We start from the raw sequence: 12,406 nt of genomic DNA, 5'->3' as shown, positions 1-12,406 counted from the left end.
CTGGGGTGCATGAGTGCAGCCAACAAAGAGGCAGCTTGAAGGATGAAGTGTAATAAGGAACAACGATGCGACAGAAAATAATTATTGCCACAGCGTTTGCCACCCTTGTCTCCACCAGCACTTTCGCTGCCGACCTGCCGGGCAAAGGCATCACCGTACAGCCAATTCAGAGCACAATCTCTGAAGAATCCTTCCAGACGCAGCTTGTTGCCCGCGCGCTGGAGAAGCTGGGTTACACCGTTAACAAAACAAGCGAAGTTGATTACAACGTCGGCTATACCTCCATTGCCTCTGGCGATGCAACTTTCACCGCCGTGAACTGGCAGCCGCTGCATGATGATATGTACGCCGCTGCGGGCGGAGACAAAAAGTTTTATCGCGAGGGGGTATTCGTTACGGGTGCCGCACAGGGTTATCTGATCGACAAAAAAACCGCTGAGCAGTACAAAATCACTAACATCGCTCAGTTAAAAGATCCGAAGATCGCCAAAATCTTTGACACTAACGGTGACGGAAAAGCCGATATGATGGGCTGTTCACCGGGCTGGGGTTGTGAAGCAGTTATCAACCACCAGAACAAAGCTTTCGATCTGGAAAAAACCGTCGAGGTCAGCCACGGTAACTATGCGGCGATGATGGCTGACACCATTACCCGCTTTAAAGAAGGCAAACCCATTCTTTACTACACCTGGACACCGTACTGGGTCAGCGACGTCATGAAGCCGGGTAAAGATGTGGTCTGGCTGCAGGTACCGTTCTCTTCCCTGCCAGGCGAGCAGAAAGATATTGATACCAAGCTGCCAAACGGCGCCAACTACGGCTTCCCGGTGAACACGATGCATATTGTCGCCAATAAAGCCTGGGCGGAGAAAAACCCGGCTGCAGCGAAACTGTTTGCCATCATGAAGCTGCCGCTGGCGGATATCAACGCGCAGAACGCGATGATGCATGACGGTAAAGCGTCTGAAGCCGACGTGCAGGGTCACGTTGACGGCTGGATCAAAGCCCACCAGCAGCAGTTTGACGGCTGGGTGAACGAAGCGCTGGCCGCGCAGAAATAACCGGCTCGCAGGCCTGATGAGCGTAGTTTCATCAGGCACTGTAACCATACCAATGCCGGATGGTGGCGCGATGCGCCTTATCCGGCATAGACGCCCTCCCCCCAATCGCACAATTCATCACCCAACAAATCAGCAACATTTAATCACTTCCGTTATGATTGTTTTCTGCAACCCATTACTCAGTTGAAAACAATGACGAAAACCACTCAGGGACTTAGCCCTTCGCTGATCCTGTTAATGTCTATCGCCACCGGCCTCGCCGTCGCCAGTAACTATTATGCTCAGCCGTTGCTCGACACCATCGCCCGTAACTTTTCACTATCTGCCAGTACCGCAGGGTTTATCGTCACCGCGGCCCAACTCGGCTATGCCGCTGGCCTGCTGTTTTTAGTCCCGCTTGGCGATATGTTCGAACGTCGGATGCTGATCGTCTCCATGACGCTGTTAGCGGCAGGCGGCATGCTGATTACCGCCAGCAGCCAGTCGCTGGGCATGCTGATCCTCGGCACCGCCCTGACCGGGTTGTTCTCGGTAGTCGCACAGATTTTAGTTCCGCTGGCGGCGACACTTGCCACGCCAGACAAGCGCGGTAAAGTCGTCGGCACGATTATGAGCGGCCTGCTGTTGGGCATTCTGCTGGCGCGCACCGTAGCGGGATTACTGGCCAATTTGGGCGGCTGGCGCACCGTGTTTTGGGTGGCATCGGTATTAATGGCGCTGATGGCGATTGCGCTGTGGCGCGGTCTGCCGAAGATGAAATCAGAAACGCATCTTAACTACCCGCAACTTCTGGGGTCGGTATTCAGCCTGTTTATCCACGATAAACTGCTGCGTACCCGCGCGATGCTGGGCTGTCTGACCTTTGCCAATTTCAGTATCCTCTGGACATCAATGGCGTTTTTGCTCGCCGCACCGCCGTTTAACTATTCAGAAGGCATGATTGGTCTGTTTGGCCTGGCGGGGGCCGCCGGGGCATTAGGCGCGCGTCCGGCGGGCGGTTTTGCCGATAAAGGTAAATCTCACCTGACCACCACCCTTGGGCTGTTATTGCTGCTGCTCTCCTGGCTAGCTATTTGGTTTGGGCACGCTTCCGTCCCCATGCTGATTATCGGCATTCTGGTGCTGGATCTCACCGTTCAGGGCGTACATATCACCAACCAGACGGTTATCTATCGCACTCATCCGGACGCGCGTAATCGCCTGACCGCCGGATACATGACCAGCTATTTTATTGGCGGAGCGGCAGGGTCGCTGATTTCAGCCTCCGCCTGGCAGCATGCCGGGTGGGCTGGCGTTTGTCTGGCCGGTACGACCGTTGCCCTACTCAATCTGTTGGTCTGGTGGCGAGGTTTTCACCGTCAGGAAGCCGTAAATTAAGCGTATAGTGCATGTTTACCGCTGATTGGGCTCCACAGGGTGTTAAGGAGCCCATCAGTCTGCTAAGGTTATAACTCATTGAACCAAGTTATATTAATTTCGGTAATGAAACCTATAACCCTATGGAAAGCCCTATACCCCAGTCTGAACCCAGTTCTGCAACGCTAACTGAAGGATTCAAAGACAGCCTGCCAATAGTCATTAGCTATATTCCGGTCGCTTTTGCATTTGGTCTCAATGCCACTCGCCTTGGCTTTTCTCCCGTTGAAAGCGTCTTTTTCTCCTGCATTATCTATGCGGGAGCCAGCCAGTTTGTCATCACCACGATGCTCGCTGCAGGCAGTTCTCTGTGGGTTGCCGCTCTGACCGTCATGGCCATGGATGTACGCCATGTTTTGTACGGCCCTTCCCTGCGTAGCCGAATCGCCCAGCGACTGAGCAAACCCAAAAGTGCGCTGTGGGCCTTTGGCCTCACCGATGAAGTCTTTGCCGCCGCAACCGCAAAGCTGGTACGGGATAACCGGCGCTGGAGTGAGAACTGGATGATTGGCATTGCGCTATGCTCATGGGCCTCCTGGGTATTTGGCACGGTGATCGGCGCGTTTTCCGGCAGCGGTTTACTTAAGGATTACCCGGCCGTTGAGGCGGCGCTGGGCTTCATGCTCCCGGCGCTGTTCATGAGCTTCCTGCTGGCCTCTTTCCAGCGTCAGCAGGCGCTCTGCGTCACTGCGGCGCTAGCCGGGGCGCTGGCTGGCGTTATGCTGTTTTCTATTCCTGCCGCCATCCTTGCCGGCATTGTCTGCGGATGCCTGACGGCACTCATCCAGTCATTTTGGCAGGGGGGTCCTGATGAGCTATGAGGTCCTGCTGCTTGGCCTGTTGGTCGGCTGCGTGAACTACTGCTTTCGCTATTTACCGCTGCGCCTTCGAGTGGGTAATGTTCGCCCGACCAGGCGCGGCGCAACGGGCATATTACTCGACACCATTGGCATAGCATCAATTTGCGCCCTGTTGGTGGTGTCTACCGCGCCAGAAGTGATGCACGACGCTCGTCGGTTCGTACCGACGCTGGTGGGGTTTGTCATACTGGGCGCAAGCTTCTATAAGACCCGCAGCATCATCATTCCAACCTTACTGAGTGCTCTGGGCTACGGATTAGCCTGGAAAATGCTGGTTGGCTTATAGATAAAAGAAATCAATTTAAATAAATAATACATTTACTTTATTTGTCACTGTCGTTACTATATCGGCTGAAATTAATGAGGTTATACCCAAATGGATAGTTCGTTTACGCCCATTGAACAAATGCTAAAATTTCGCGCCAGCCGCTACGAAGAGTTCCCTTATCAGGAAGTGCTTCTGACTCGTCTCTGCATGCACATGCAGGGCAAGCTGCTGGAAAACCGCAATAAGATGCTGAAAGCTCAAGGGATTAACGAGACGTTGTTTATGGCGTTGATTACGCTGGAGTCTCAGGAAAACCACAGTATTCAGCCCTCTGAACTGAGTTGCGCGCTCGGCTCGTCACGCACTAACGCTACCCGCATCGCGGATGAGTTAGAAAAACGTGGCTGGATCGAACGTCGCGAAAGCGATAACGATCGCCGCTGTCTGCATCTGCAATTGACCGAGAAAGGCCATGCATTTTTGCAAGAGGTATTACCGCCTCAGCACAACTGCCTGCATCAGCTCTGGTCGTCTCTCAGCACCACCGAAAAAGATCAGCTCGAGCAAATTACCCGTAAACTTCTGACCCGTCTTGATCAGATGGAGCAGGATGGTGCGGTGTTAGAAGCGCTGCGCTAAGGCGCCGACTCGCTCAGAAATCCAGATTTATAAATGAAAAAACCGACAGGCCAGCACGCACACTGCTGGCCTGTCTGATAAACAGGTCGGCTCAGCCGATGTGAAAAAAAAGAAGATCGTGGAGAACAACATGAGCGCAAATGCGGAGACTCAAACCCCGCAGCAACCGGTCAAGAAGAATGGCAAACGTAAAAGTACGCTGCTCCTTCTGACCTTGCTCTTTATTATCATTGCCGTGGCATATGGGATTTATTGGTTTTTAGTACTGCGTCATGTCGAAGAGACAGACGATGCGTACGTGGCAGGGAACCAGGTTCAAATCATGGCGCAGGTATCAGGCAGCGTGACGAAAGTCTGGGCTGATAACACTGACTTTGTAAAACAAGGCGATGTACTGGTCACCCTTGATCAGACGGACGCAAAACAGGCATTTGAAAAAGCCAAAACTGCGCTGGCTTCCAGCGTGCGTCAGACGCACCAGTTGATGATCAACAGCAAGCAGTTGCAGGCCAGCATTGAAGTGCAGAGAACCGCACTGGCGCAGGCGCAAAGCGACTTTAATCGCCGTGTTCCACTGGGCAACGCCAACCTGATTGGCCGCGAAGAACTGCAACATGCGCGTGATGCTGTCGCCAGCGCGCAGGCCCAGCTTGATGTCGCAATTCAACAATATAATGCTAACCAGGCGATGATTCTGGGTAGCAAGCTGGAAGACCAGCCCGCCGTGCAACAGGCTGCCACTGAAGTGCGCAATGCCTGGCTGGCACTGGAACGTACTAAAATTGTCAGCCCAATGACCGGCTATGTTTCCCGTCGTGCCGTGCAGCCTGGCGCGCAAATTAGCCCAACCACGCCGCTGATGGCAGTTGTTCCGGCCACTAATCTGTGGGTGGATGCTAACTTTAAAGAAACACAGCTCGCGCACATGCGTATCGGCCAACCGGCGACCGTTATCAGTGATATTTACGGCGATGACGTGAAATACACCGGTAAAGTAGTCGGCCTGGATATGGGTACGGGCAGCGCCTTCTCCCTGTTACCAGCGCAAAACGCGACCGGTAACTGGATCAAAGTCGTCCAGCGTCTGCCGGTACGTATCGAACTGGATGCGCAGCAACTGGCGCAGCATCCGCTGCGTATTGGTTTGTCTACGCTGGTAACCGTTGATACCGCTAATCGTGACGGGCAGATTCTGGCAAGCCAGGTTCGCACCACGCCGGTAGCAGAAAGTAATGCACGTGAAATCGACCTTGCTCCGGTCAATAAGATGATCGAAGAGATCGTGCGGGCCAACGCGGGCTAATTAAAGGTGCGTGTGATGCAACAGCAAAAACCGCTGGAAGGCGCGCAGCTCGTCATTATGACGATCGCGCTGTCCCTGGCGACATTCATGCAGGTGCTGGACTCCACCATTGCTAACGTGGCGATCCCCACTATCGCCGGGAACCTGGGCTCTTCGCTGAGCCAGGGAACCTGGGTGATCACCTCTTTCGGGGTGGCGAACGCTATCTCTATTCCGATCACCGGCTGGCTGGCAAAGCGCTTTGGCGAAGTCAGGCTCTTCATGTGGTCCACAATTGCCTTCGTCATTGCGTCCTGGGCATGTGGGATGTCCACCAGCCTGAACATGCTCATTTTCTTCCGCGTGATACAAGGGATTGTCGCCGGTCCATTAATTCCTCTGTCACAGAGCCTGTTGCTGAATAACTATCCTCCCGCCAAGCGTTCCATCGCCCTCGCGCTATGGTCGATGACGGTAATTGTTGCTCCGATATGTGGCCCTATTCTTGGGGGCTATATCAGCGACAACTATCACTGGGGCTGGATATTTTTCATCAACGTGCCAATCGGTGCTGCGGTGGTATTGATGACCCTGCAAACCCTGCGCGGACGGGAAACCAAAACCGAGCAGCGGCGCATCGACGCCATTGGTCTGGCTCTGCTGGTCATCGGTATCGGCAGTTTGCAGATTATGCTCGACCGCGGCAAAGAGCTGGACTGGTTCGCCTCGCAGGAGATTATCATCCTGACGGTGGTCGCGGTTGTCGCTATCAGCTTCCTGATCGTCTGGGAGCTTACCGACGAGCACCCCATCGTCGATCTCTCGCTGTTTAAGTCGCGTAATTTTACCATCGGCTGCCTGTGTATCAGCCTGGCCTATATGCTCTACTTCGGCGCAATCGTCCTGCTGCCGCAGCTATTGCAGGAGGTTTACGGCTATACGGCAACCTGGGCCGGTCTGGCGTCCGCGCCGGTAGGGATCATTCCGGTGATCCTGTCGCCAATTATCGGCCGCTTTGCGCACAAGCTGGATATGCGTAGGTTGGTGACGTTCAGTTTTATTATGTATGCCGTCTGTTTCTACTGGCGTGCGTGGACGTTCGAACCGGGTATGGACTTTGGCGCATCAGCCTGGCCGCAGTTTATTCAGGGGTTCGCGGTAGCCTGCTTCTTTATGCCACTGACGACCATCACGCTGTCCGGCTTACCGCCTGAGCGTCTGGCCGCAGCATCAAGTTTGTCGAACTTTACGCGAACGCTGGCAGGTTCTATCGGCACGTCGATTACGACAACGATGTGGACGAACCGCGAGTCGCTGCACCATGCGCAGTTAACGGAATCCGTAAACCCCTACAACCCAAATGCTCAGGCCATGTACGATAAGCTGCAGGATTTAGGGATGACGCAGCAGCAGGCGTCAGGCTGGATAGCTCAGCAGATCACCAATCAGGGTCTGATTATTTCCGCCAACGAAATCTTCTGGATGTCGGCGGGGATCTTCCTGGTTTTGCTTGGCCTGGTGTGGTTTGCCAAACCGCCCTTCGGCGCAGGCGGTGGTGGCGGCGGCGCACACTAAGCTTCTGATAAAAGGGATCTGCGGATCCCTTTTTTATTAGACTCGCGATCAGAAGTAATATTTAAATCTCAGGCGCCCGCCGTAGCGTGCATCTTCGCTGTTATCGCCATTATTCGGATCGGCCTCAACCCATGAGGCATAGGCACCGAGGTAGATGTTAAAGTTTTTCATATCCAGTACGTTGGGGAACAGATATGAGGCATGAATGGTGTGAATATCATAACTGCCAGGATCGGTTATCCAACAATCTTCCTCGCAAACGGCTTCAAGATTAGTGGCGTTGAAGGCGTCAATGTTGTTATGCGCATAGATATAACCCAGCTCAAACCGGTGCCACAACGCATTCACCCCGGCGGTAAAATCGGTCTCGTCGGTCGCATCCATATAGGCGGTGTTCAGGTTAATCACCGCACCATCTTCTGGATCGGTTTTCTGACCATCCCAGGTCATAGTAAAACCATAGCCTGTACGATCGGACTGATCGATCCACTTCCCATTCTCATAATAGCCATAGGCGTTGTTGACGACGTTACTTTCCATCGCCACCGCCGTCGAGAAGCGTCCGCTTTGCCAGGCTATCACCGGACGCACATAGGCCACGTTTTTATCGTTGGTTAAGTCCATTCCGTGGTACTGCTTCTCGGTATAGAGCGTACTGCCATTTTCCATCAATGTGTTCACTTCGAAATACCAGTTATCGATGGTTTTGCTGATCAGGAAGTTACCACCGCTGTCGCTACGCCCCCGGCCCTCTTTCATCATATATATATAACCGTAGCCATCGCTGTACAGGTCATTCGCCGTATTACCTGAATATTCAATAAAGGTATCCTGATTCAGCGGGAACATATCGTAAGCTTCAAAGCGTCCAACCTTAATTTGCCAGTCTTTTTCTTGTCCAAAGAAGAATACTGCATCATCGAGGTTCATTTTTCCTGTCAGGTCTGCCAGGGGCTGGACCGAGAACCCGGCAAAATTACCGTTATTCAGTCGTTGGTAACCATCAAAACCCAGCAAAATACGACCGTTGATATCCCAACGCTCATTTGTTCCTGGCGCCCAATCTTTATTCGCAGAGGTTCTCGTTGATGTCAGGCTGCCGGAACGGCTTGCTGCGTCCATATTAAATTCAACATCACCATAGAATTTAATATCGCTAAAACCGGATAATGTTAGTTTAGGTGGGTTTTCCGTAGCGGCGACGGGCTCAGCTGACTGCACCTGTACGGTCGGTGCTGTGGCTACCTGCTGTTGCTTCAGCGAACGGATTTGCGACTCGGCATCAGCAGCCCGCTGCTCGGCATTAATCACACGCTGCTCCAGTTCGGCAAGACGCTGCTCAATAGCGGTATTCGCTGCCCAAAGGTTATGCGAAAAGCAAGCGCCGACCACTAGCGCTAAATATTTCACCTTCATTTTTTATCCCTAAAGTTAAATGTATACCAGATAAGATTTGATAAAAACCTCATCCACCGGCTATTAAAAGAGTCTTGTTATTACCCGGATATCTGGTGCATTCCATTATGTTTTTCTTTTAATTATTTATGTTTTTTAATTTATGTGATCAATGCGGTCTGGCATCGTTAATCATCCGCCACTTTCTGTATACCAGATCACATTTTATTATTTCTCTGGCTATGCTTTAGTTAATACGTGATGTATTTCCTCCACAAATATAATAAATACAAATTATGTTAAGCAATAAAAAACCCCGGCTACAAACCGGGGTTAATTTAAATACTGAAACAGCTAATTAGTAAGGCTAAATATGCAGTTCCTGCAGTTTCTCTTTCGGCAGCGCCAGCTCTTCATTGCTGTTAACGCGCACATCATGCTCCAGAATATGACGAGCGATATCCTGCGCTTCGCTAAGCGAGTGCATCTGATACGTACCACACTGGTAAACGTTCAGTTCTGGGATCTGGTTTTGATCCTGCACTTTCAGCACGTCCGCCATCGCTGCTTTCCACGCGTCGGCAACTCGCTGCTCGTCCGGCGTACCAATCAGGCTCATGTAAAAGCCGGTGCGGCATCCCATCGGAGAGATATCGATAATCTCAACGCCGTTACCGTTGAGGTGATTACGCATAAAACCTGCAAACAGGTGTTCCAGCGTATGGATACCTTTCTCAGGCATCACTTCTTTGTTCGGAATGCAGAAACGCAGATCAAACACGGTGATTGCGTCGCCATGCGGGGTGTTCATCGTTTTTGCAACCCGGACCGCGGGAGCTTCCATCCGGGTGTGATCGACAGTAAAACTATCTAACAACGGCATTTAGCCACCTCCGATAAATTTTTTAAAAATAATCTGAACTCTTTGTTCCGGGGCGAGTCTGAGTATATGAAAGACGCGCATTTGTTATCATCATCCCTGTTTTCAGAGATGAAATTTTGGCCACTCCCGAGTGGCCTTTTTCTTTTGTATCAAGCGTGCTTTTCCAGCCACACGCTAAACGGCTCAGTATCCGCCGCTTCGATCTCCTGCTGACGACGCTTTGAAGCCTCGGTTTCAGCAATAAATTCAGCTTCCTGCAAAATTTCTAACGGCTCTTCACGCAGTAGATTTCGGTAAGCCTCACCCAGCGCTTTGCCCGTGCCACCGATGCCTTCATCAATCATAGACCGTAGGATCCGTGCAGAGAAAGTCAGTTCAGGATTGTCAAAACAGGCAACCAGTTCATCACAGACCTTCTGATACTCCTCTCCCCCATCGATGCTGTCCAGCGTTTGTGCAACGCGTTTCAGATCGCGGAACAGATCTTTACCTACCTTCGGCAGCGGGAACTGGGCTGTTTCACAGCCAATACCTAGCGTCAGCCCAGGCTTACGCCCTTCGAGGATCACACGGTTCCAGTTTTTACGCGTACACAGCAATTCATCGCTGCTCATTTCCGGGGCATCGGCCAGCGCACACCAGACCATAAACAGATCGAGGAAGCGCACCTGCTGCTCGTCTACGCCAATCGGTGAGAACGGGTTGATATCCAGCGAGCGAACCTCGATGTACTCAATACCACCGCGCAGAAGCGCGTCAGAAGGTGTTTCACCACGACGAGTGACACGTTTCGGGCGAATAGGCGCATACAGCTCATTTTCAATCTGCAGAACGTTGCTGTTGATTTGCAGACGCTTACCATCCTTCTCCAGACCGATCGCCGCATACTCCTCGGAAGGAGTTTTAATCGCGCGCTTTAATCCTGCCACATACTCATGCAAATCGTTAAACGTAATTCCGAGATTGCTTTGCGACTTATTGGTATAGCCTAAATCACTCAGACGCAGCGACGTCGCGTATGGCAGGTAATACATCCCACAGTCGGTTTTTTCAAACGGCAGGGTTGTCGGTTTTCCTTGCAGGAAGGAGGAACAAATGGCCGGAGAGGCACCAAACAGATACGGGATAACCCAACCAAAACGGTAGTAGTTGCGGATCAGGCGGAAGTAACCTGCGGAGATCTTCTCTTTCGCATCTTCACCGTCCGTTACGCCGCATTTCGCCTGCCAGAAAGCCATCGGCAGCGAGAAATTGTAGTGTACGCCAGAGATAGTTTGCATCAACGCGCCGTAGCGGTTTTTGAGGCCTTCACGGTACAGCGTTTTCAGACGACCAGTATTCGACGTACCGTACTGCGCCAGTTCGATATCCTGGCCTTCGGCAATATAGCAAGGCATGCTCAATGGCCACATACGCTCGTCGCCCAGATTTCTGGCGGTATAACGATGCAGATCGCGCATGAACGTGAGCATTTTCTCAATATCGTCGCCAGGAGGCGTAATAAACTCCAGCAGCGCTTCGGCAAAGTCAGTGGTTATCCATTTATGCGTTAGCGCTGAGCCTAACACCTCAGGATGACCTGTCGTTGCTAATGACCCGTCTGCATTAACGCGCAGCGTTTCGCGCTCCAGCCCACGTTGAATCCCCTTTAACGCCTGAGGATGGTTTTCCAGCCAGGCCAGCGCCTGTGATACGTCCGGGATCAAATTGACCTCCCGCCTGTCAAAATCGTTTTAATTAGCATAATGGTATTGGTTACCCTGTAGGCTATCTCACAACACAATTAGTGCCACCACATAATGCCTTGCGTCGTAACCGCTGCGACAACAACATAGCGCAGCGCCTTGCCAAGACATAAGAAAAAGAGTACCGGGCCCCACGAGATGCGCATCCATCCAGCTAACAGGCACAGTAAATCACCCACAACCGGCATCCAGCTTAATAATAGTGTGACAGCGCCATAGCGCCGCAGCCAGCCAGTGGCTTTTTCTTGCCAGCGCGATGTTTTACGCAATGGAAAGAAACGCCCAAGGATAACGTTAGTTAACCCTCCAAGGCTATTACCCATTGTTGCTGTTAAGACTAAGACCCAGGGATGACTTACCCCAGAAACCAGCAAAGCAACTAAAACAACCTCAGAATTACCGGGTAATAGCGTAGCGCTGAGAAAACTGCTGGCAAACAGTGACAGGAGCGATAGTCCATCACTCACAATAACCGGACATCCACAGCATCCATTCCCGCGGCACGCGCCGCCTGCAGTCCAAAATCAGCATCTTCAAACACCACACAGCGCGCCGGAACAACGCCCATACGTTCAGCACAGAGCAAAAACGTATCAGGAGCAGGTTTATGGCGTTGAACGTGATCGGCTGCGACTACAGCATCAAAATAGCGACGCAGCCCAAGATGAGCGAGCAGAGCTTCTGCAATCGCGCTTTCACTCCCCGTACCTACCGACATAGGACGGCGACCATGCCAGGCCTTCACGACGTCAACCAATGGCAAAGGTTGGACGCTATCCAGCAGCATGCTTCTCACCTTATCGGTTTTTTCACGTGCCAGGGCATGTGGGTCAAGATCGGCATGATTCAACTCAATTACCGACTGGGCAATACGCCACGTTGGGGAGCCATTGAGGGCGACCATGGCTTGTTCATCAAAACGTAGCCCATAATGCCCCAATACCTCATGCCACGCCTTACGGTGCGTAGGCTCGGTATCCAGGATGGTGCCATCCATATCAAAAATCAAACCCGCATAACGTTCGTACATCGTCTTCTCACAAGCCGATTGACCAGACGTTATTTTATCGTAATTGATTGATTTTGTCGCTGACAGCGAATTAAGGGGTGTTCCGGGAGTATGAGGAAATGATTCGAAAGGGGGAAGATGGTGCTGGCGATTATCTCGCAGACCATGAAAAAACAGTTTCGCTGTTATCTCGGAGAAGATGGTGCATCCGGGAGGATTCGAACCTCCGACCGCTCGGTTCGTAGCCGAGTACTCTATCCAGCTGAGCTACGG

12 protein-coding genes are annotated in these 12,406 nt (G+C 52.1%); 7 read left to right on the top strand and 5 right to left on the bottom strand.

Annotated features, from left to right (window positions below; genetic code table 11):
• The first annotated feature begins 65 nt into the window (after positions 1 to 65).
• The 7 genes from proX to emrB all read left to right on the top strand — a co-directional run bounded on the left by proX (position 66) and on the right by emrB (position 7,101).
• Positions 66 to 1,061 (top strand): glycine betaine/L-proline ABC transporter substrate-binding protein ProX, encoded by a 996-nt coding sequence (gene proX, locus OGV77_RS23545; protein WP_043017315.1) that lies wholly within the window; start codon positions 66 to 68, stop codon positions 1,059 to 1,061.
• A 192-nt stretch (positions 1,062 to 1,253) separates the two neighbouring features.
• Positions 1,254 to 2,438, top strand: a complete 1,185-nt coding sequence (locus OGV77_RS23540) for an MFS transporter (RefSeq protein WP_080626193.1) — start codon at positions 1,254 to 1,256, stop codon at positions 2,436 to 2,438.
• Positions 2,439 to 2,560: 122 nt separating this feature from the next.
• A complete protein-coding gene (locus OGV77_RS23535) occupies positions 2,561 to 3,298 on the top strand; it encodes an AzlC family ABC transporter permease (RefSeq protein ID WP_047409251.1) in 738 nt (245 codons plus the stop codon).
• Positions 3,288 to 3,623 (top strand): L-valine transporter subunit YgaH, encoded by a 336-nt coding sequence (ygaH, locus tag OGV77_RS23530; protein ID WP_043017318.1) that lies wholly within the window; start codon positions 3,288 to 3,290, stop codon positions 3,621 to 3,623. Before OGV77_RS23535 ends, ygaH begins: the two co-directional genes overlap by 11 nt.
• Before the next feature lie 90 nt (positions 3,624 to 3,713).
• Positions 3,714 to 4,244 (top strand): multidrug efflux transporter EmrAB transcriptional repressor EmrR, encoded by a 531-nt coding sequence (emrR, locus tag OGV77_RS23525; protein ID WP_003037300.1) that lies wholly within the window; start codon positions 3,714 to 3,716, stop codon positions 4,242 to 4,244.
• Positions 4,245 to 4,374: 130 nt separating this feature from the next.
• Positions 4,375 to 5,547: a multidrug efflux MFS transporter periplasmic adaptor subunit EmrA gene (gene emrA / locus OGV77_RS23520; protein ID WP_043017319.1), complete on the top strand. Its 1,173-nt coding sequence runs from the start codon at positions 4,375 to 4,377 to the stop codon at positions 5,545 to 5,547.
• A 15-nt stretch (positions 5,548 to 5,562) separates the two neighbouring features.
• Entirely contained in the window at positions 5,563 to 7,101 is a 1,539-nt protein-coding gene (gene emrB, locus OGV77_RS23515) for a multidrug efflux MFS transporter permease subunit EmrB (protein ID WP_043017320.1), read from the top strand.
• A 48-nt stretch (positions 7,102 to 7,149) separates the two neighbouring features.
• On the opposite strand, the gene OGV77_RS23510 is transcribed toward emrB, so the two are convergent.
• The 5 genes from OGV77_RS23510 to yqaB form a co-directional block, all read right to left on the bottom strand.
• Positions 7,150 to 8,517 carry a carbohydrate porin gene (locus tag OGV77_RS23510; protein ID WP_047409242.1) on the bottom strand — a complete coding sequence of 456 codons (1,368 nt, stop codon included), beginning with the start codon at positions 8,515 to 8,517 and terminating at the stop codon, positions 7,150 to 7,152.
• Positions 8,518 to 8,863: 346 nt separating this feature from the next.
• The gene (luxS, locus tag OGV77_RS23505; protein ID WP_016154160.1) at positions 8,864 to 9,379 is read right to left on the bottom strand and encodes an S-ribosylhomocysteine lyase; all 516 of its coding nucleotides are present in this window, start codon (positions 9,377 to 9,379) and stop codon (positions 8,864 to 8,866) included.
• A 149-nt stretch (positions 9,380 to 9,528) separates the two neighbouring features.
• Positions 9,529 to 11,085, bottom strand: coding sequence for a glutamate--cysteine ligase (gene gshA, locus OGV77_RS23500; protein ID WP_016154161.1), 1,557 nt, complete (start codon positions 11,083 to 11,085; stop codon positions 9,529 to 9,531).
• A gap of 77 nt (positions 11,086 to 11,162) precedes the next feature.
• Positions 11,163 to 11,591: a YqaA family protein gene (locus OGV77_RS23495; protein WP_003825961.1), complete on the bottom strand. Its 429-nt coding sequence runs from the start codon at positions 11,589 to 11,591 to the stop codon at positions 11,163 to 11,165.
• The gene (gene yqaB / locus OGV77_RS23490) at positions 11,588 to 12,154 is read right to left on the bottom strand and encodes a fructose-1-phosphate/6-phosphogluconate phosphatase (RefSeq protein WP_043017322.1); all 567 of its coding nucleotides are present in this window, start codon (positions 12,152 to 12,154) and stop codon (positions 11,588 to 11,590) included. The genes OGV77_RS23495 and yqaB overlap by 4 nt, the downstream gene beginning before the upstream one ends.
• Positions 12,155 to 12,406: the final 252 nt, after the last annotated feature.

Source organism: Citrobacter sp. Ce129 (assembly GCF_030334545.1).
Lineage (GTDB): Bacteria > Pseudomonadota > Gammaproteobacteria > Enterobacterales > Enterobacteriaceae > Citrobacter > Citrobacter europaeus.
The sequence above is the reverse complement of the archived record's forward strand: the minus strand, read 5'-3'. Positions and strand labels throughout refer to the sequence as shown.